Below are 20,484 nucleotides of genomic sequence, written 5' to 3' on the forward strand. Positions count from 1 at the left end.
CACATGAACAGCCTCGGTGACGCGCAGGGCAGGGCACCCGTGACAACAGACAAACCGTGGGTGATTTTCCTGATCTTCCTGCGCCTGGGGCTGACCTCGTTTGGCGGTCCTGTCGCCCATCTGGGCTATTTTCGTGACGAGTTTGTGGCGCGTCGGCGCTGGTTGAGCGAAGCCGCTTACGCCGAATTGATTGCCCTGTGCCAGTTTTTGCCGGGCCCGGCGAGCAGTCAGGTGGGCATGGCGCTGGGTTTGTCCCGCGCCGGCTATTCGGGGGCATTGGCGGCGTGGGCAGGGTTTACCTTGCCCTCGGCGCTGATCCTTTCGCTGCTGGCATTCGGCATCACCCACGGAGGCTGGGCGTTGCCGCCCGGTTTGATTCACGGGCTGAAAATTGTCGCCGTCGCCGTGGTTGCCCAGGCCGTGTGGGGCATGGCCCGCACGTTATGCCGAGGTCCGGTGCAAGTGGGCATCATGCTGGTGGCGACTGCCGGGGTGTTGCTCTGGTCATCGACTGGCGGGCAGTTGACGGTGATGGCCGTGGCGGCGGTGATCGGCCTGGCGTTGCTGCACAACACAAATGCTGCGCAAAGGGAGGGCCTGTCGATTCGGGTCAGTCGACGGGCAAGCTGGCTGGCGATTGGAATGTTCGTGGCGCTGTTGCTGGGTTTGCCGCTCATCGCGCATCACTGGCCGGACTCGCTGACCAGCCTGTTCGACAGCTTCTACCGCACGGGGGCGCTGGTGTTCGGCGGTGGCCACGTTGTGTTGCCGTTGTTGCAAAGCCAGGTGGTGAGCACGGGATTGCTGAGCAATGACGTGTTTCTTGCCGGTTACGCCGCCGCGCAAGCGATGCCGGGGCCGTTGTTCACGTTCGCGGCTTTTCTCGGCGCGTCCATCAGTGGCTGGAGTGGTGCGCTGGTGGGCGTCCTGGCGATTTTCCTGCCGTCGCTGCTGTTGGTGATCGGTGTCCTGCCGTTCTGGCAGCGCTTGCGCGGTAATGACCGAGTGCAAGCGGCGCTGGCCGGGGTGAATGCGGGGGTGGTCGGGTTGTTGCTGGCTGCGTTGTATCAGCCATTGTGGACCACTTCGATCCTCAGTCCGCTGGATGTGCTGTTGGCGGTCCTGGCGTTGATGGCGTTGCTGTTCTGGCGATGCCCGCCGTGGTTGCTGGTGCTGCTGGGCGGGATTTGCGGTGTGTTGCTCGGCGCGTGAGACCTTCCGAACAGGCATAAAAAAGGGCGTCCATCAGGACTAATGCGATCAGTTTTGGTATTGAGCGCCGCAATCCTTGTGGGAGCGAGCTTGCTCGCGATAGCGGTTTAACATTCAGCAGGTGTATCGACTGCCAGTCCGCTATCGCGAGCAAGCTCGCTCCCACAGGTTTTGCATCGTAACTGATCGGCAATTAGTCCATCAGGACGCCCGTTTGCCGTCGTTTATTTCGGCCGATAGGTTTCGGTCACTTGTGCGGTTTGATCGTTCGGAACCCTCAGTTCAATAGTCCTGGTTTCGATGCCGTTAGCCTGCTGTTGTTTGAGATGCAGGGTTTCGAAGTAATACCTCATGCGCTCGGCGCCGCCTTCGGCAAAGGCAGCGGTCGAACCGAACATCATCAGACTGGCGAGGATCAACGCGGTACGTTTCATGGTTTGCCTCCCACTACGGATATCGGGTGCCTTCCATCCATGAAGCAATGTTGCCGGGCCATTATCCGCCGATTCCGTTATTTGGGAATTACTGCGTCAGAGCTTCCAGTCCAGGCTCAAGGTGACTGTGCGCGGGTCGCCCCAATAAACGCCGTTGTAGAAGCCGACGTTGTCGTAATACTTCTTGTCGAACAGGTTATCGACGTTCAGCGACGCCGACAGGTGCTTGTCGAACTCGTAACGCGACATCAGCTTGACCACGGTGTATGCCTCCTGACGGATGTTGGTGCTGGCGGTGATGATCTCGCCATCGGCGCCACGGCCGACCGGGCGTCTGGCGGCGCGGTAGACATCGCTTTGCCAGTTCACCGCGCCGCCCACGGTCAGTGCCTGCCAGTCACCGGGCAAGCGATAGGCCGTGGAGAAGCGGAACATGTTCAACGGCTGGTTGGTGTTGTTGCGCTGCTTCTGGCCATTGGCCGAGTGGGTGTAGGTGTAGCCGGCCGTCATGTTCCAGCCGGCCATCACTTCACCTGAGACCTCGGCTTCGAAACCCTGGACCTTGTTGCCTTTGCCGCCCGATTTGAAAAATTCCTCACCGGTGACCGGGTCCGGCGGCACTGAGTCGTCGAGTTCGGCGACGTTATCCTGCTTGCTCCAGAACACCGCGGTGGCGAGGTTGAGTCGCTCTTCCAGCAGACTGCCCTTGAGTCCGACTTCATAGTTGCTGCCAACCACCGGTTCGAGGTATTTGTGATTGCTGTCGCGGTCCTCTTGCGGCTTGAAAATGTCGGTGTAGCTGACGTAGGCCGTGTATTCGGGCGTGATGTCGTAGAGCACCCCGGCGTAGGGCGTCCACATGTCGTTGTGCTCCTGGCTCGTGTCCTCGACAGCGGTCAGTTGCAGATTTCCATCGTAACTATTGGCCTTTTTAGACATTTTCCAGCTGCCATAACGACTGCCGAGTACCGCGTGCAGGTCGTCGGTCAGGGTCAGGCGCGTGGCCAGGTAACCAGCCTTTTGCCGGGTGCTTTCATCGGAGCCTTTCAGGCCGGTGACGGTGTCCGGAAATTTTGGAATGCCGCCCATGTACTTCCAGTCGGGGACTTTCTCGTAATCCGGCGACCGTGGGCCGTCTACCGTGTAAGGGTTGTCTTCGCTGCGTTCGGCTTCGCCATAGCCGATCATCATTTCGTGCTCACGCCCGAACAGCGAATAAGGTCCGGACACGTTGAAGTCATAGGCCTTCATTTTTTGCGTGCCGACCATGTGGCTGACGTTGGCGAACATGCCGCTGCGGTCCGCCTCGGGGAAGCCGCCACCGCCGTAGTAAATCTTGCCGTCGGTGTCACTCTCGCGGTGGGTGTAGGCGGCCTTGAGGTGCCAACCGGCGCCCAGTTGCTGGTCCAGCGTGGCAAACGCGGTCTTGTCCTTCAGCGGCCACGAACTCCACGGCGTGGCCATGTTGGTGGAGCGTCCGAGGTTGGCTTTGCTGCCGTCAGCATTCCAGTAGGGCACGGTGCCCCATGAGGTGCCTTGCACCTGTTTGTCTTGGTAGTCGTATCCCACGGCCAGCACGGTGTCGTCGGTCAGGTCGGCTTCGAGAATCCCGTAGCCGACTTCCCGTTGCAACGCGTACTTGTCTCGGTAGGAACCGCTGTCGCGATAAGCCAGCACACCGCGACCGCGCAGGCGGCCGTCGAAGGCCAGCGGTCCGCCGACATCGACGTAACTGTAGTAATCGTCATAGCTGCCGCCGCTGACACCGGTCTGGGCTTCCCATTGTGCAGTCGGCCGTTTGCGCACCATGTTGATCGTCGCAGAAGGGTCGCCGGCGCCCGTGGTCAGGCCGGTCGCGCCGCGAACCACTTCGATGCGGTCGTAGATGATGGTGTCGGAATCGGACTTCATGTAGCTGAAGGTGTTGAGCATCCCGTCGATCTGGAAATTGTTGATCGAGTAACCGCGGGACGAATAGCTGACACGGTCCGAATCGTTGTGCTGAACCACCACGCCGGTGGTCTGGCTCATGGCTTCGGAGAGCGTGCCGAGTTTGAAGTCGTCCATTTGTTGACGTGTGACCACGGACACCGATTGTGGCGTTTCCTTGATCGACAGGTTGAGCCGCGTCGCGGTGCTCATGGCGCCAGTGGTGTAGGACTCGGTGTTTTCGGTGGTGCTGCCCAATCCTTGGGCGGTCACATGGGTGGCGCCCAGTTCAAGGGTGCGGCTTGGCGCTGGATCTGGGGTGGATTCAGCCAATAGATCGGGGCTCAGGGCAGCACTGCACAAGCCCAGGGTAAAGGTCATGGAACGGGTGATAGGCGCGAACATCGCAGCCGACTCCTTGTCTTCGAGGGAAAAATTCCGTTTGTTCAAAGACGAAGGGGGGAGAGGGGATTTAGGTATAAACGAGAATTATTGTCATTTTAAGATGTGACGGAGACAAAACAGGGGAATGACGCAGCAAAAGGGGCCGGAACCGGCCCCTGACAGAATTACTTATGCGCGACTGTCGGATCGGCCGGCGTGCTTTTCGGTTTCATCAGGCTGAAGTCGATCAACGGACGAGTCTGACGCTCATACGGGTTGCCGATCATCAACGGACGCGGTTTGAAGCTGTCGCTGACCAGGCTTTTGCTGCGGTCCAGTTCATCGAAACTCAGACCCGCCAGGTCGGCCCAGGTGTGGATCAGCTGCGAACTGCTGTAAGGACGCCCCAGGTCACCGGCAAAACTCCAGTCGTGGGTTTCACGCCATTTCGGCGAAGCCCAGGCCATGAATGGAATGGTGTACATCGGCGCCGTCGGTTTGGCTTCATTGCGCCCCAGCGTGCTGTGGCCCGCGGAGTCGAAGACGTCTTCGCCGTGGTCCGAGAGGTACATCAGAAAGCCGTTCGGATCGGACTTGGCGTAGTCCTTGATCAGGCTCGACACCACGAAGTCGTTGTACAGCACGGCGTTGTCATAGCTGTTGTACGTCGGCACCTGATCGTCCCGCACGCCGTCCGGCACCCCTTTGCGATCGGTGAACTTGTTGAAGCTTGGCGGGTACCGGTACTGATAGCTCATGTGCGTACCGAGCAAATGCACCACGATCAGCTTGCGCGGCGCGGCGTCTGCCAGGGCTTTGTTGAACGGTGCGATGACGTCGCCATCGTACTGCGCGGCGTTCTGGTTGCGGTTGTTGTTCAGGTACACCTGCTCGTCGGCCTGTTCGGAGAACGTGGTGAGCATGGTGTTGCGCTTGGTCATGGTTTGCTGGTTGGTGATCCAGAAGGTCTTGTACCCCGCCTGTTTCATCATGCTGACCAGGGACGGCGTGGACAGGTAAAGGTCCGGGTTTTCTTCGTCGGCGAACGTCAGTACCTGCTGCAACGCCTCGATGGTGTAAGGGCGCGGGGTGATGACGTTGTCGAAGACCGCCATCTGATCCTTGAGCTTGTCCAGTTCCGGGGTGGTTTCACGCGGGTAGCCGTAGAGGCTCATGCGCTGACGGTTGGTGGACTCGCCGATCACCAGCACCAGGGTCGCTGGCTGGTTGGCCATTGTGTCCTTGAGGTTCTTGAGCGGTGGGATCTTGCTCGCGCTGTCGAGCATGTCTTGCATGCCGGCCAGGGTGTCGAGGTAGCGGTGATACGCCACGGCCATCTGCCAGGGCACCGCCGGCTCGATACGGGTTTCGAATTTCTCGAAGCCACCGGCCAGGCTGCCGGTGCGCGCGGTTTGCTTGATCAGCGGGTAGCCGACCACGGCCACCAAAATGGCCGTCGCAGCCACCAGCGCCCGCCCGCGGGGCATGTACACCGGGCGCAAGCGAGTCCACAGGAAATACGAGAACAGCGTGTGGGCGAGGAACGCCGCCACCATCCACCAGGCGAAATACTGGGTCATGTACTCGCCCGCTTCACTGATGTTCGATTCGAACATGATGAAGATGACGCTCTGGGAAAATTCCTGCTGATAGATGAAGAAGTAGCCGAGGCTGGCCATCGAGCAGGCCCACAACACCACGCCGATCAATGCGGCCATGACGCGTGTCTGTCTAGGGAACAGCAGCATCGGCGCGAGCCAGATAGCGCTCATCACAAAGGCCTGGCGGAACCCGCTGAAGCCCGAGGTGCCCGTCAGTTGGATCAGCAGTTGGGTAATGCCGGAAAAATACCAGAAGAACAGGAACAACCAGAGAAACCCTGCCCAATCGAAACCTTTCGCAGTCGTAGTGCTGCGTTTAAACACCGTCATTCAGCGCTCCAGCAAGGAAATCACGTCGACCCGTCGGGAGCCTTCCATGTTGCCGACGAACGGAAGCCGCGCGGATACCGAGCGGCCATAATGACCTTGATTATCAACACTTCGATGTGAAAACTTTGTGAGTTGCCGCAAACGGCAAGGCGGAGAAGCGGTGTCGGAAACAGCAGAGGGCTGTTTCCGAATCAAGCGTGGAGATCAGGCGTGTGGCGCGCGCGAAGTGACAGGCAAGGGTTGAGCCGAAGAGCTTTGTGTGAGTAAGCGCAGCTGCGCGAGCTCCTGCTTCAACAGGTCGCGCTCTTCTTTCAACTGGCGCAATTCATCACGACGGATCGTGACGTAAAGGGTTTGTGCTGGCCGTGCTGCTTGTACTGTGCCCATTGCTCACCTCGCAAATGGCGTGCATCAACTGTAAAACCGCCCCGACATCGGGTGCTGAATTACTATCGGCGCCAATTTTGATTTCTTTTGCCCCCGAAGGGAACTTTTTTATTTTTCATGGTCGTTGTGTCTTGAGTTCGATTTCTGACGTTATCAGTCAGGATCGGGCACAATGCCCGGAAACTTCACGCCAACGCTCTGGACTAACCCACATTAGTCGCGTTGGGCTATAACCTTTGACACACATTATTTGTAGTAGGGAGCATCAGCACATGCAACTCGGGATTATTGGACTGGGCCGCATGGGCGGAAATATTGCGCGTCGCCTGATGCTCAACGGGCATACCACCGTTGTTTACGACCGCAATACCGCCTTCGTCGACACCCTGGCCGCAGAAGGCGCCAACGGCGTCATCGACTTGCCGGCGCTGGTCGCAGGCCTGGCCAAGCCACGTGCGGTGTGGGTCATGCTGCCGGCCGGCGCGCCGACCGAAGACACTATCGACTCCCTGAGCACCTTGCTCGAAGCCGGCGACACCATCATCGACGGCGGCAACACCTTCTATAAGGACGACATCCGCCGGGCGAAAACCCTGTCGGAAAAAGGCCTTCACTACATCGACGTCGGTACATCCGGCGGCGTCTGGGGTCTGGAACGCGGGTACTGCATGATGATCGGTGGCGAAGCCGAGGTGGTGAAGCGCCTTGATCCACTGTTCGACAGCCTGGCCCCTGGCATGGGCGACATCCCGCGCACCAAGGACCGCAAGTCGGAAGATGATCGCGCCGAGCGCGGTTACATCCACGCCGGCCCTGCAGGCTCTGGCCATTTCGTGAAGATGATCCACAACGGCATCGAGTACGGAATGATGCAGGCCTTTGCCGAAGGCTTCGACATCCTCAAGACCAAGGCCAGCACCAACTTGCCGGAAGATCAGCGTTTTGACCTGAACGTGGCCGACATCGCCGAAGTCTGGCGCCGTGGCAGCGTCGTGTCGTCGTGGTTGCTCGACCTGACCGCCGACGCACTGGCCAGCGATCCGAAACTCGATGGGTACGAAGGTGCAGTGGCTGACAGCGGTGAAGGCCGCTGGACCATCGAAGCCGCCATGGAGCAATCGGTGCCTGTACCGGTGCTGTCGAACTCGCTGTTCTCGCGCTACCGTTCGCGCGGCCAAGGCACCTTTGGCGATAAAATTCTCTCGGCCCAACGCTTCGGCTTCGGCGGCCATGTGGAGACCTCGAAAAAATGACCCGTCTGATCCGCAATAAATCCAAGGCAGAACCCGCACCACCGACCACGCTGTTTCTGTTCGGTGCCCATGGTGACCTGGTCAAGCGCTTGCTGATGCCGGCGCTGTACAACCTGAGTCGCGACGGTCTGCTAGGCGATGGACTGCGGATCATCGGCGTTGACCACAACGCCATCACTGACGAAGCCTTTGCGCAGAAGCTCGAAGATTTCATCCGCACCGAAGCGGCCACCAAAGTCGGCAAGGGCGATGAAGCCCTTGACCCGGCGCTGTGGGCCAAACTGGCCAAAGGCATCAGCTACGTCCAGGGCGACTTCCTGGACGACAGCACGTATCAAGCGCTGGCGGCGAAAATCGCCGCCAGCGGCACGGGCAACGCGGTGTTTTACCTGGCCACCGCGCCACGTTTCATCAGTGAAGTGGTGCGCCGCCTCGGCGCCGCCGGCTTGCTGCAAGAGACGCCCGAAGCCTTCAGAAGGGTGGTGATCGAAAAGCCGTTTGGCTCCGATCTGCACACCGCTGAAGCGTTGAACGCATGCTTGCTCAAGGTCATGTCGGAAAACCAGATCTACCGGATCGATCACTACCTGGGCAAGGAAACCGTGCAGAACATTCTGATCAGCCGGTTCTCCAACAGCCTGTTCGAAGCGTTCTGGAACAACCATTACATCGACCACGTGCAGATCACCGCCGCCGAAACTGTCGGCGTGGAAACCCGTGGCAGTTTTTACGAACACACCGGCGCCCTGCGGGACATGGTGCCCAATCACCTGTTCCAGTTGCTGGCGATGGTGGCGATGGAACCGCCGGCAGCCTTTGGCGCCGATGCGGTTCGTGGCGAGAAAGCCAAAGTGGTCGGCGCGATACGCCCGTGGACCACGGAAGAGGCGCGGGCCAATTCGGTGCGTGGCCAATACACGGCCGGCGAACCCGATGGCAAACCCCTGGCCGGTTATCGCGAGGAAGCCAACGTCGCGCCCGACAGCAACACCGAAACCTACGTCGCGCTCAAAGTCATGATCGACAACTGGCGTTGGGTCGGCGTGCCGTTCTACCTGCGCACCGGCAAACGTATGAGCGTGCGTGACACCGAGATCGTCATCTGCTTCAAGCCTGCGCCCTACGCGCAGTTCCGCGATACCGAGGTCGATGAGCTGCAACCGACCTACCTGCGGATCCAGATTCAGCCCAACGAAGGCATGTGGTTCGACCTGTTGGCCAAGCGGCCCGGGCCGGCCCTGAAAATGGCCAACATCGAATTGGGTTTTGCCTACAAGGATTTCTTCGAAATGCAGCCGTCCACCGGCTACGAAACGCTGATCTACGACTGCCTGACCGGCGATCAGACGCTGTTCCAGCGCGCCGACAACATCGAGAACGGCTGGCGCGCCGTGCAGCCATTCCTTGATGCCTGGCAGCAGGACGCAAGCGTGCAGCGCTATCCTGCGGGCGAGAACGGCCCGCAGGCCGCTGATGAACTCCTGGCCCGTGACGGTCGCGTCTGGCACAGCCTCGGATGAGTGACGTCACGCCACAACCCATCCGTTTTCTATTGAGCGACATGGACGGCACGTTGCTACTGCCCGATCACAGCCTCAGTCAGCGCACCATCGAGGCCGTCCGTTCGTTACGCGAGGCCGGCGTGCTGTTCAGCCTGGCCACCGGGCGTCCACCGAAAGCCATGCTGCAGCAGATCGAAGCCCTCGGTGTCGACCTGCCGACGGCGGCGTTCAATGGCGGCACCATCGTCCATCCGAATGGCAGTTTGCTGGTCGCGCATTATTTGCCGGCCACCGCTGCGCTGACGGCGTTGGCGCTGTTTGCTGATCAGCCGGACGTTGAAATCTGGGTGTTCAGTGGCGGTGACTGGTTGCTGAAGGACCCGAACGGGCCGATGGTCCCGCGCGAGCAGCACGGCCTCGGCTATCCGCCGGTGGTGGTCGAGAGTTTCGAGCCGTATCTGACGCGCGTCGACAAGATCGTTGCCACCAGCCACAACACGCAACTGTTGATTGAGCTGGAAGCGCAGCTGCTGCCAAAAGTTGAAGGCCAGGCACAAGTCTCGAGGTCGCAACCGGTGTATCTGGACGTGACGGCGATGCAGGCCAATAAAGGCGCAGCATTGGCGACACTGGCGGAGTTTCTCGGCGTACCGCTGGAGCAGACTGCCGCGATGGGCGATGGTGGCAATGACCCCGCGATGTTTCATCGCGCCGGCTTGTCGATTGCCATGGGGCAGGCGGAAGAAGCGGTGAAGCGCCAGGCCGACGTGGTGACAGGTGCCAATACCGAAGACGGCGCGGCCCAGGCGATCGAGCAATACATCCTCCCTCGCCAGTTCACCTGAACCCCTGTGGGAGCGAGCTTGCTCGCGATAGCGGTGTGTCATTCAACATCAATATTGACTGACACGGCCTCATCGCGAGCAAGCTCGCTCCCACATTGGCTACGGTTACAGCCAATAACTCACGGCGTACCAACCCAGCACACCCATCACCACCGTGTACGGCAACGCCATCCACACCATTCGCCCATACGACAGGCGAATCAGCGGCGCAATCGCCGACGTCAGCAAAAACAGAAACGCCGCCTGGCCATTAGGTGTCGCCACGCTCGGCAGGTTGGTGCCGGTATTGATCGCAATGGCCAGCGTTTCAAAGTGCTCGCGGCTCATGTGGCCGGAGATGAATGCCTGTTTCACTTCGGTGATGTAAATGGTCGCCACAAACACGTTATCGCTGATGGCCGACAGCAAACCGTTGGCAATGAACAACATGCCCGGCTGCTGATCGGCCGGCAGCGCCAGCACCCACTGGATCAGCGGCGTGAACAGCTGCTGATCGTGGATGACCGCGACCACCGCGAAGAACACCACCAGCAACGCGGTGAACGGCATGGCGTCCTTGAACGCATTGCCGATGCGGTGCTCGTCGGTGATGCCGGTGAAGGCGGTGATCAACACGATCACCATCAAGCCGATCAGGCCGACTTCAGCCAGGTGAAACGCCAGGCAACCAATCAGAATCAGCGCCGCCAACCCTTGAACGATCAGGGCAGCGCGTTGGCGCGAGGTGCGTTCAGCGTTGTCTTCGGCTGCATAGTTTGCCAGCACCACGCGCACGTTGTCCGGCAGCAGCGTGCCGTAACCGAACCAGCGCAGTTTCTCCAACAGCACGCAGGTTACAAGGCCTGCTGCGAGCACTGGCAGCGACACCGGGGCAACCTTCAGGAAAAACTCGGCGAAGTGCCAGCCCATTTCATGGCCGATCAACAGGTTCTGCGGTTCGCCGACCAGCGTGCAGACGCCACCCAATGCCGTGCCCACGGCGCCGTGCATCAGCAGGCTGCGCAGGAACGCACGGAACTGATCGAGGTCGTCGTGGTGCAGCGTGGGCAGGTGCTGGTCGTCACTGAACTCACTGTCCTGACGCGGATCATTGCCCGAGGCGACGCGGTGATACACCGAATAAAACCCTACGGCGGCACTGATGATCACCGCCGTCACCGTCAGGGCATCGAGGAACGCCGACAGGAACGCCGAGAGAAAGCAGAACATCAAGGCCAGTAGGGCCTTGGAGCGAACCCCCAGCAGCAGGCGCGAGAACAGAAATAGCAGCAGGTCTTTCATGAAGTAGATGCCCGCCACCATGAACATCAGCAGCAGGATCACCGGAAAGTTGTGCACCAGTTCGTCATAGAGTGCCTGGGGTGTGGTCATTTTCAGCAGCAGCGCTTCAATCAGCAGCAAGCCGCCGGGCATCAGCGGATAACATTTGAGCGCCATGGCCAGGGTGAAGATGAACTCCAGCACCAGCAGCCAACCGGCCGCCACCGGACCGACCGTCCACAACACCAGGGCGTTGAGAATCAGGAAACCGACAATGCTCGCCTTGTACCAGCGGGGGGAGTGGCCTAGAAAGTTGTGCGCGAAAGCCTGGGCCATTGAACCGGACATCGGCTACTCCTTGTATTAAGAAGCGCGCAACTTGCCGTAAGCCGAAGGGAAGATCAAGTGTGGGAAAAGTCGTTGGCTTAACCGAGATAGCGCACCACAACCGCGCGGTAGTTGCCGTCCAGCGAATAACCGCCTACGACGATGCCTCCATCCGCCTGAACGGCCACTGACGTGGCGGTGTCCAGGCTGCGGCCCAGACGGGTGCGAACCCAGCAAGTGCCCTCGGCAAAACCAGGATCGAGTTGTCCGCCGGGTAAATACCGGGCCAGCAGAAAGTCGGCTTCGACGCCGCCAATCGTGGCGCCAACCGCCAGCACGCGACCGTCCGGTTGGAGTTGGGCGGCGTTCCACTGGCAGCCGCTGCGCCCGATCTTCAGCAGGTGTGGCTGGCCGCTGTTGCAATGAGTGTTCGGGCGACCGTTGCAGTGCAGTGTCAGCGCCAGGCAATGCATCGGGTCGCGACTGCTGCCAAAACAATGCAAATCGCCATTGTCCTGCTGGACGATCTGGCTGACCTGAGCGCTGTGCCCTTGGACACTGAAAGTCATGAAACCATCCACGGCGAAGTGATCATCCAGGCTGCCGTCGGGGAGGTAGCGCGCCAGCAAGCCTTCTTCGGGGAAATTGATCGATCCGCCCACCATGATCCGACCGTCCCGCTGCACCATCAGGCTGCTGAGCCAGGAGTTCATCAGCAAATGCCTGACCACGACAAAGCCGCGGCCGTTGAAGGAGGTATCGAGTTCGCCAGTGTCGGTGAGGCGAATCAGCAGGCCCACATGATCGGCCAGTTCGAAAGGGTGATTGGCCAGCAGCAGGATTCGGCCGTCAGCCTGTACCTGGACGTCGCAAGCTTCGGCCCCCGGTACGCCGGGAGGAAGCCAGGCGTCGCGCACGCCCTGGGACAGATTCCCCGGCAGGCGTATGACGCAGCATCCATTGTCGCCAAAGTCCCTGACCGGGTGACCTTGCGCGTCGAACAGCGCCAAGGCCGGCAGCGTCCGGTGAGCGTCTTCATAGTGCAGGCCGGCGACCAGGATGTTCCCGTCGGCCAATGCGAGGACTTTACCCGCCATGGCCTCATGGCCGCGCTGAAATTGCCCGATGACGCTGCCATGAGCGCCGAATGCCAGGTCTGCCGAGCCGTCTTCAAGCAAGCGAGCCAGGCCAAAGCAATGGCCGCCTCGAGTGCCGACTTTGGCTGCCACCAGTACGCGACCGCTCGAATCGATCGCCACGCCGTTGGCGATGCTCGACGTACTGCCGGCGAAATACACCTGGGTTTTACCATTGGAGGCGAAGCTTTTATCGAGGTGCCCTGTCGTGTACTGAACTGCAGGCTGGGCAAAAGCAGTCTGGTTGGGCATGCGCGCATCTCCTTGCGAGCTGACCGGAACCCGGGGGCCGGGAGGACAACTGCGTGTGCAAAACATTCAATCCTTGAACGCTCGATTGCACAACTGTCACAACTAACAGATGGAGGGTCGCTTTGTGCCAGAACAGTGTCTTTTCGAACCACTGAAAAGCCTGCCAAGTAATTCGTGGCGGGCAAGTTGGAAGGGGGGGCGCAGTGACTACCGAAGGAGTCCGCTAAAAGACAGGCGGATGACACTTAAGTCATCCGCCAGCGTTCTTAGTGCGGCATCGACCACGATTGCAGCGTGTAACCTTCCTCGCTCAATTCGGCGCGAGCTTGCTCCAACAGAAGTTCAAGTTGCGCCGGGTCTTTGTAGGCACTGCACGGAATCTGTGCACGGCGGATATGGGTATTGGTGCGGTCGATGATGGTCAGGCTGAGTTCGCCATTGCCGTCTTGTGGGGCCCAGGCCACGCATTGAAAAGGTTGGAATGCGCGGTCGGCAATCAAAAGAGCTTCGTTGATACGGAGCGGGGCGGTCATGGGATCTTCTCTCTATATGCCCAATCAAGTGACAGGCCGTCGGTTGGGCTTACCGTTCGGCTGGTTACTTGTACTGATGCCCTCAACCGGGGGTCAGGTCACACACAATCAAAAGAAATTTCAACTTTCTTTCATATACTCAATGCAGGGACGATTGCTGAAAGCTGAATGAAAGGTTGAACTCGTTAGGTAACTAACAAACTCGTTCTTATAACTAATAATGCAACGTCCCTATAGTCAAAAGGTACAAGGGTGCGTCAAATTCTTGCTAATGTTACAGCCAGATCCGCCAAACGACTGTTTTTAATAATATTTCCTAAAGTTTGGCGTCAAGGAACAGTCATGATCGAAACGCCTGCGTTACGACGTCTGTTAGTAGTGGATCCCTGTGACGACTGCCATCGTCTGTTGCCGGGTCTTCGCTCTGTGGGCTGGGATGTTGACAGCTGTTCCCTGGAAAACGCCGGCGACCGGACGTGCGACGTTGGCCTCCTGCGATTACAACCTTTTCATCTGGAACGCCCGGAAGCCGTCAAAGAACTGATCAGCCGCAGCGGTACCGAATGGATCGCCGTGCTCAACCAGGAAGTCCTGCGCCTGCAAAATGTCGGGGATTTTGTGTGCGAATGGTTTTTTGACTTTCATACCTTGCCGTTTGACGTCTCCCGGGTGCAAGTCACGCTGGGCCGGGCGTTCGGCATGGCGCGCCTGCGTGGGCAGGGCACGATTCATATCGATCAGCCTGAGCACGAGCTGCTTGGCGACAGCAAGCCGATACGCGAGCTGCGCAAATTACTGAGCAAGCTGGCGCCCACGGAGTCTCCGGTATTGATTCGTGGTGAAAGCGGTACCGGTAAAGAACTGGTCGCCCGCACGCTCCATCGACAATCCCAGCGTCACAGCAAACCGTTCGTGGCGATCAATTGCGGGGCAATTCCCGAACACTTGATCCAGTCCGAACTGTTCGGCCACGAGAAAGGCGCCTTTACCGGCGCCCACCAACGCAAGGTCGGTCGAATCGAAGCGGCGAATGGCGGCACACTGTTTCTCGATGAGATCGGTGACCTGCCACTGGAGTTGCAAGCCAATCTACTGCGTTTCCTGCAGGAAAAACACATCGAGCATGTCGGCGGCAGCCAGCCGATACCGGTGGACGTGCGGGTGTTGGCGGCCACTCACGTCGATCTTGAAGCGGCAGTCGAGAAAAAAAGCTTTCGTGAGGATTTGTACTACCGCCTTAACGTATTGCAAGTCGTCACCGCGCCACTGCGTGAGCGCCATGGTGACTTATCGATGTTGGCCAACCATTTTTCCCACTTCTACAGCCATGAAACCGGCCGCCGCCCTCGCAGCTTCAGCGACGATGCCTTGATTGCCATGGGCAAGCATGACTGGCCGGGCAATGTTCGCGAGCTGGCCAACCGGGTACGTCGTGGGCTGGTACTGGCTGAAGGCAGGCAGATCGAAGCGCGAGACCTTGGGCTGATCAGCCAGCACGTCATTCCTGCGCCGATGGGCACGCTCGAAGACTACAAGACCCGCGCTGAACGCCAAGCCTTGTGCGATGTACTCAACCGTCACAGCGATAATTTGAGCATTGCCGCCAAAGTGCTGGGGATATCCAGGCCGACCTTCTACCGTTTGCTGCACAAACATCAGATCCGTTAGAGGCAGATTTAATGCTCCACACACAAAAGCCCCGCTGGGATTGAAGTCGCAGCGGGGCTTTGTTGTTGTGGATCAGAAGTAGTAGGGGAATTTCAGGCTGAAGGAGAAGTCTGGCGAGTCGTCGGTCAGGCCGATGGCCAGGTTGGGAACGATCGTCAGGTTATCGGAGGCGGCCAGGGTCATGCCGATGTTGAAGTTGGCCGAGTTGTAATCACTGTTGGAAATCGACTGCCAATCACCACCGTCCGGCCTGATCTTGCTCTTGCGGGCGAACTGATCGGTGAATGAGAACGACATACTCATCTTCTCGTTCAAGGCGAAGGCAATACCGGCGCCGACCTGCCATGAATCGCCCAGCTTCACGTCCCCTTTCACCTTGGAACCGACCTGAGGGCTGATGTCGCTGAAAGAGTCCTGCAGGTTGTAGGTGTAGGACAAGCTGCCGAACAGCACGGCAGGGTCGAAGGTCTTGACCAGCGAAAGACCCGGGGTGATCGACCAGACACCATTACCGGTAGGCAAGTCCTCGGGTACCGCGAGGTTGTCGTTGTTCGGATCTTCGACCAGCTTGATGCCGTAGGGGTCCTTGCCGGTCGGTGCCTTGACGCGCAGAGTAGCGACCGCGTCGGGCAGGTTGGCCGACTCATCCAGAAACTTGTAGGCCACGCCAACGTTCACATCGCCGATGGTTGGGTCGCGAGTAACGGTTGCGTCAGACGTCACCGGGCCTGCGCCACCAGCGCCACCGGAGGAATACGTCGATTCGCGATAGACAACGGGGACGTTGATGTCGAACTGCCAGCGCTGTGCCACGTTGTAACGGGCGGTCAGGTCCAGGGTCCAGTTGTCGGCCTTGATGCGGTCGAGGTTGATGTTACCGAGAAAAATCGAGTCCAGTGCAAGGAATCCGTTGAGCGTTAAGGCGCGGGTATCGTAGTGCGTGTAGGTCAGGCCGGTTTCGACGCTGAACTTGCCGCCCCCGAAGAAGCCGCTGGCTTCGTCATACAGGTTGGAAACGCTTTGCGCAGGCTCCGAATCGTCCTTGAGCGATTGGCCGTATGAGCTTCCGGTGGTTCCGGGCGCACCGGCGGCTACCGCCTGGCCACCCCTGGCGGGTTCGGCGGGGGATTTGGTCAGGCGTTTGGGAGCCGGTGTCGCAGGTGCTTCTTCGACTTGACGAACGCGTTGCTCGAGTACCATCAACGCGTTCTGCTGTGCTTCGTAACGCTGTTTCAACTCCATGAGTTCTTGTTTTAGGATTTCGACCTGGGGATCCGGTGCCGCGTATAGCATTGAGGCCGGGGCCAGGCTACTCAAACAGACCAAAGCTCTGAACGTTAAAGATCGTTGCATGGGTTAGCCGTCCCTTCTGACTACATCTGATGAGACTGAGCGTAGATCAGAATCCGATAGTGCGAAGACCTTTGAGTTGGTCCAGATTGCCGCTCACTGATCCCGCTGTCGGCACGTTGTCACGCAACACGACATTGAAGGACGTGAGGTTGCGGACCTGGTTGCTACTGCCGAGCAACGTCGTGTTCTGCATCAGCCCACCCTGGGCCAGGCGTTGTACGGTACTGCCCTGGTTGTTGTTGGCCACGATGTTGAATTGCACACCCGAACCGGTCGAAGAAACGCTAAGCGAGCCCGCGCCATTGTTGCCGACCAACGTCGAGCCTGAGGTCAGTGCCTGTCCCTGTTGTTGCGTTGCTGGCGCCTGGTTGGCCTTTGTGACGTTGATATCAACGTTGTTGTAGGCCGTATTGTTGTCACCGGCGGCCCGCACGACTTGAGTGACGCCTTCGGTGGTATTGAGGCCGCTGCCGCCAGTGACGGTACCGGTGCCCGTGCTCGTACCTTGCGAGCGCGTTGAGCCATTACCTTTTTCATCGATCATCGATACATAGAACTGCGGCTTGATAGTCGATTGTTGAATTTGCATCGAGGAAGTTGCCCCGATCACTTCACCATTGGCATTTTGCCAAGTGCTGGTCATGGCAATGCCGAAACTGATGATCCGTCCCGGCATGACATAGCGGCCACGCAGGGTTGCCAACTCCTGATCCTTCAGTTCAATGGGTTTGAACGTCTGCGCTTGTGTCGGCAGGCTGGCGGCCAGGCAGACCACGGCCAGCCAGATTGGAGTCTTCATGGGATGCTCCCGGAGCGTCGTGCTCCCTTGTTATTAGAAGAAGTCGCTTTGGATGAATCCAAAATCCATCAACTCTGCGTCTTGCACCGGGCTGAAGGCGTTGACGCGGTTCCTGGCGGTCAGCGGCATGGGCGGGTCGAGTAACGCATTGGTTTTGTCGTAGCCCTGGCCAATGATGGCAAAGACGATGCCGTTCCAGCCTTTTATAAAGTCGTCGACTTTGTAGCGTTTATGACCGAGTACCGGATCTCCGATATAGACCCAGCCCTGATGGACCCTTTGCATGACCACAAAGTGTTTGTAGCCACGGATATCCATGAGGACCACTACCGGGATTCTGATTTCACTCAACGTTTCCGGTGCTACCCGATAGCCACGGGCTCGCATGCCGATGCTCTCCACGTAACGCTTCATGTCGAGCATGGAGAAGCCCTGGACACGGACAAGATCTTGATCGGAGTGTGCCAGCATGCCTTCGATGATCTGTTCTTCATTCACGTCCAGCCAATAGGCCTGGCGCAAGATGGTTGCCAGCGCAGCTGCGCCGCAACTGAAGTCGGTTTTCTGTTGTACCAGATCGGCAAATTTTCTCTCGCGAACGCTCTGGATCGGCTTGTACACCAAGGCGCCGCCCGGCAGGATGGACAGCGGCATTTGTGCTGCCTCGATCACAGTGGCCACGCAAAGCAAAAATGCCAAGGCGAGAATACGCATGATTGGACGCCCTCTGGTGGTGTTGAAAAAGGCCCCCGTAAGGGGGCCTCCAGAGACAGCATTAGAACGAGTTGTTGGAAATGGCCAGCGAGTTGCTTTGTTGGTTGCCCACACCAGCAGCCACGTTGACGCCCAGGTTGCCACTGCCGCCATTCACCGAACCGGTCAGGGTTGCAGTGTTGGTCACAGGGTTAGCCCAGCCAGTTGGAGTCAGCACTTGATAGGAGTAGGTGTTGCTCAAATCATAAGAGCTGCTTTCACTGTAGCTTTTCGCTTTAGCGTACTCAGACTCGGACGATTGACTGCCCGATTTTTCGTACGAGGAGTCAGACGACTTCGTATACGACTTGTCGTACGATTTTTCGAACGACGAATCGCGAGATCTGTCGTACGAGGAATCGCGCGACTTGTCGTACGAGGATTCGTGCGATTTGTCATACGATTTGTCTATCGATGCATCAAGCGTTGCGTCGAGCGATGCGTTAAACGATGCGTCGGAAGAACTGCTGCGAGTGCGGTCGCCCCAGCCGTTATTGACGGTAGAGGAGTTGGAAGCCGCCGCAGTAGCGTCCAACGTAGCGTTCAAGGAAGCACTCAAAGAAGCGCTCGAAGAACCGCTTGCACTGCTGCTGTTGGAACCGCTGGCATTGCTGCTGTTGGAACCGCTCGCATTACTGCTGTGAGAACCGCTTATATCAACGCTTTTTGAACCGCTGGCGTCATAGCTTTTGGAACCGCTCTTATCCCAGCTAGAAGAAGCGCTTTGACTGCCGCTCGCGTCAAACGACTTATCTTTGGAGAAGCTGCCGCTCGCCGTATTGGTAACGGTGATGGTATCCACGCGATAAGTCCGATCGGCGCTGTTATTCACAACCAGGCCAGGACCTTGTTGATCGGCAGAGGCGGTGGCTGTTGCATTACCGAGTGGAGCATTGGTATTGGCAATAGCCATGGTGTTTTTCTGTTGGTTCAGGTCGCCGCCGGCAATGTTGATCCCCATATTGCCGCTGCCGTTATTGCCCGATCCACTCATCGCGCCAGTGTTTGTGACACCGTAGTTGTCGACACGGTTATTGTTGCTGTATTGCCGAACGCTAGCGGTGGCAGAGGCAGTGCCGAACACGAAGCTGTTATCGGTGGCTGCAGCTGCAGCGTTTGCGATAGCGGCCGCGTTGTCTTGTTGGTTGCCGCTGCCTGCTGCCACGTTGACACCGACGTTGCCGCTAGTGCCTGTGGCAGAGCTGCTCATACTTGCATCGTTGACAGTCCCTTCGTTACGGATACGGTTGCCAGTGCTGCTTTGGTTGTCCCAAGCATTGGCAGTCGCATAAACAGGGATCTTTGTTGGAGGAGGGGTGTGTTGACCGTTGTTATTATGGCCATTGTTATGGCCATTATGGTGGTCGTCACGCTGCCCAGCTTGTACAGCAACAGCCATGACCGCAGCAATTGCGAAAACCAGAGGCTTGATTGCCATCGAAGGTTTCATGGTGATTCTCCGTACTTATTTTAGGTTAAGTGTTGTTTCTTACCTTTTCGGGTCAATCCGCGACCCTTACGCTTAGGGTGTTTGCCATTCTGTTTCCCACCCCGGCGCTCTGATTCAACTGGATCACCCCACGGCTACCGGTGAATGCCTGGTCACTGGTAGTGACCTGGCGATAGCCTGGTGCAGAGTCAGTTGGATCGGAGTTGTTGAGCAGCGCCACGTTCTGTTGCATGAGGACGCTGTCGTCGATACTTTGCGGCTGAGCACTGATGCTGATACGCAGTGCGTTGGCTTGCTGGTTACTGGCGCCCGCACTCTGGTTGACACCCAGTACGCCGTTGCCGTGACTGAAGGAGTCGCCCTGTATGTTGGACTGGGCATCAATTCTGGGGTCGACTTGGGTGCGCAAACGCTGGCGAATCTGAGTGGTCGCACTGGCGTTGGTACCAATGGCGATGGCCCGGGCGTTGGCCTGTTGCTGAAAATCGCCCGCCGCCTGGTTAACCGTGAGGTTGCCTTGGTACTGCATGCCCGAACCGTCAATGTCGGCGTTATTGATGACGGGAGGTTGGGCAAAGGTCGATGCACTGCAAAACATGGCGATCATTAGCAGCGAACGATTCATCTTAACGGTCTCCCGTTATGATTTTCAGAGCACCCAGGCCCTGCTGGACGTTTGAATTGACCATGTTGGCAATCCCGTTGCCCGAATTTCCCGAACGTCCGGCAGGGAGGTTGGAAAGTTGGCTCTGGTTGCTGATGTTGCCGCCCAGATTGTTGGTGTTTTGAGTGACCAGGCGGTTGATGCCTGCACCACTGGCGACGTTGGCAAAGTCGCCGTCGCTCAACTCGTTCGTTTGCTGGAGGATTTGTCTCGACGGGTTGGCATTGACGGTCGTGGGGTTAGGGTCGGGGATTACCGGCGGAATGGTTGCGTTGCGGGTCTGGACATCACGTTTGATCGTTATGATGCCGTTGTCAGCCTGTACGGGCAGGCAAACTGTTAAGCCCAGTGCGCATCCGAACAACAGGAGGCTAAAGATACTTCTATCAAATTTCCCCACGGCGGCAATTCC

Annotated in this window: 18 protein-coding genes; 5 read left to right on the forward strand and 13 right to left on the reverse strand. The window is 58.5% G+C overall.

The window, feature by feature from the left end:
- Positions 1 to 3 precede the first annotated feature (3 nt).
- Positions 4 to 1,212, forward strand: a complete 1,209-nt coding sequence (gene chrA / locus K0F88_RS03525) for a chromate efflux transporter (protein WP_094467354.1) — start codon at positions 4 to 6, stop codon at positions 1,210 to 1,212.
- 224 nt (positions 1,213 to 1,436) lie between these two features.
- On the opposite strand, the gene K0F88_RS03530 is transcribed toward chrA, so the two are convergent.
- From K0F88_RS03530 to K0F88_RS03545, 4 genes are all read right to left on the reverse strand, one after another.
- Positions 1,437 to 1,646, reverse strand: coding sequence for a hypothetical protein (locus tag K0F88_RS03530; RefSeq protein WP_094467355.1), 210 nt, complete (start codon positions 1,644 to 1,646; stop codon positions 1,437 to 1,439).
- 96 nt (positions 1,647 to 1,742) lie between these two features.
- Positions 1,743 to 3,980 (reverse strand): TonB-dependent siderophore receptor, encoded by a 2,238-nt coding sequence (locus K0F88_RS03535; RefSeq protein WP_094467356.1) that lies wholly within the window; start codon positions 3,978 to 3,980, stop codon positions 1,743 to 1,745.
- A 164-nt stretch (positions 3,981 to 4,144) separates the two neighbouring features.
- Positions 4,145 to 5,890 carry a phosphoethanolamine transferase CptA gene (locus tag K0F88_RS03540; RefSeq protein ID WP_219094017.1) on the reverse strand — a complete coding sequence of 582 codons (1,746 nt, stop codon included), beginning with the start codon at positions 5,888 to 5,890 and terminating at the stop codon, positions 4,145 to 4,147.
- Positions 5,891 to 6,094: 204 nt separating this feature from the next.
- On the reverse strand, positions 6,095 to 6,277 hold the full coding sequence (locus K0F88_RS03545; RefSeq protein ID WP_094467358.1) for a DUF6026 family protein: 183 nt from the start codon (positions 6,275 to 6,277) through the stop codon (positions 6,095 to 6,097).
- 272 nt (positions 6,278 to 6,549) lie between these two features.
- Here K0F88_RS03545 and gnd point away from each other — a divergent pair, with 272 nt between their 5' ends.
- The 3 genes from gnd to K0F88_RS03560 are packed head-to-tail and all read left to right on the forward strand — an operon-like array spanning position 6,550 to position 9,877.
- Complete coding sequence (gene gnd / locus K0F88_RS03550; protein ID WP_219094019.1) at positions 6,550 to 7,530, forward strand: phosphogluconate dehydrogenase (NAD(+)-dependent, decarboxylating); 981 nt, start codon at positions 6,550 to 6,552, stop codon at positions 7,528 to 7,530.
- Positions 7,527 to 9,050, forward strand: a complete 1,524-nt coding sequence (zwf, locus tag K0F88_RS03555; protein ID WP_219094021.1) for a glucose-6-phosphate dehydrogenase — start codon at positions 7,527 to 7,529, stop codon at positions 9,048 to 9,050. The genes gnd and zwf overlap by 4 nt, the downstream gene beginning before the upstream one ends.
- Positions 9,047 to 9,877, forward strand: a complete 831-nt coding sequence (locus tag K0F88_RS03560; protein WP_219094023.1) for an HAD family hydrolase — start codon at positions 9,047 to 9,049, stop codon at positions 9,875 to 9,877. The genes zwf and K0F88_RS03560 overlap by 4 nt, the downstream gene beginning before the upstream one ends.
- A 105-nt stretch (positions 9,878 to 9,982) precedes the next feature.
- Here the strand turns inward: K0F88_RS03560 and nhaB are convergent, their stop codons facing one another.
- From nhaB to K0F88_RS03575, 3 genes are all read right to left on the reverse strand, one after another.
- The gene (nhaB, locus tag K0F88_RS03565; RefSeq protein ID WP_094467362.1) at positions 9,983 to 11,485 is read right to left on the reverse strand and encodes a sodium/proton antiporter NhaB; all 1,503 of its coding nucleotides are present in this window, start codon (positions 11,483 to 11,485) and stop codon (positions 9,983 to 9,985) included.
- A 77-nt stretch (positions 11,486 to 11,562) separates the two neighbouring features.
- A complete protein-coding gene (locus K0F88_RS03570; RefSeq protein WP_094467363.1) occupies positions 11,563 to 12,852 on the reverse strand; it encodes a hypothetical protein in 1,290 nt (429 codons plus the stop codon).
- A 266-nt stretch (positions 12,853 to 13,118) separates the two neighbouring features.
- Complete coding sequence (locus K0F88_RS03575; protein ID WP_094467364.1) at positions 13,119 to 13,385, reverse strand: hypothetical protein; 267 nt, start codon at positions 13,383 to 13,385, stop codon at positions 13,119 to 13,121.
- Positions 13,386 to 13,727: 342 nt separating this feature from the next.
- On the opposite strand from K0F88_RS03575, the gene K0F88_RS03580 reads away from it, so the two are divergent.
- Positions 13,728 to 15,053: a sigma-54 dependent transcriptional regulator gene (locus K0F88_RS03580; protein WP_219094025.1), complete on the forward strand. Its 1,326-nt coding sequence runs from the start codon at positions 13,728 to 13,730 to the stop codon at positions 15,051 to 15,053.
- A gap of 72 nt (positions 15,054 to 15,125) precedes the next feature.
- On the opposite strand, the gene K0F88_RS03585 is transcribed toward K0F88_RS03580, so the two are convergent.
- From K0F88_RS03585 to K0F88_RS03610, 6 genes are all read right to left on the reverse strand, one after another.
- Complete coding sequence (locus K0F88_RS03585; RefSeq protein WP_219094027.1) at positions 15,126 to 16,406, reverse strand: hypothetical protein; 1,281 nt, start codon at positions 16,404 to 16,406, stop codon at positions 15,126 to 15,128.
- Positions 16,407 to 16,452: 46 nt separating this feature from the next.
- Positions 16,453 to 17,205 (reverse strand): hypothetical protein, encoded by a 753-nt coding sequence (locus K0F88_RS03590; RefSeq protein WP_094467367.1) that lies wholly within the window; start codon positions 17,203 to 17,205, stop codon positions 16,453 to 16,455.
- Positions 17,206 to 17,238: 33 nt separating this feature from the next.
- Positions 17,239 to 17,919 (reverse strand): C39 family peptidase, encoded by a 681-nt coding sequence (locus K0F88_RS03595; protein ID WP_094467368.1) that lies wholly within the window; start codon positions 17,917 to 17,919, stop codon positions 17,239 to 17,241.
- Between the two features lie 61 nt (positions 17,920 to 17,980).
- Positions 17,981 to 19,408: a heme utilization protein gene (locus K0F88_RS03600; protein ID WP_094467369.1), complete on the reverse strand. Its 1,428-nt coding sequence runs from the start codon at positions 19,406 to 19,408 to the stop codon at positions 17,981 to 17,983.
- A 52-nt stretch (positions 19,409 to 19,460) separates the two neighbouring features.
- The gene (locus K0F88_RS03605) at positions 19,461 to 20,033 is read right to left on the reverse strand and encodes an adhesin (RefSeq protein ID WP_094467370.1); all 573 of its coding nucleotides are present in this window, start codon (positions 20,031 to 20,033) and stop codon (positions 19,461 to 19,463) included.
- 1 nt (position 20,034) lies between these two features.
- The gene (locus K0F88_RS03610) at positions 20,035 to 20,472 is read right to left on the reverse strand and encodes a hypothetical protein (RefSeq protein WP_094467371.1); all 438 of its coding nucleotides are present in this window, start codon (positions 20,470 to 20,472) and stop codon (positions 20,035 to 20,037) included.
- Positions 20,473 to 20,484 lie beyond the last annotated feature (12 nt).

This window comes from Pseudomonas sp. UMAB-40, assembly GCF_900095275.1.
GTDB classification, from domain to species: Bacteria; Pseudomonadota; Gammaproteobacteria; order Pseudomonadales; family Pseudomonadaceae; genus Aquipseudomonas; species Aquipseudomonas mandelii_B.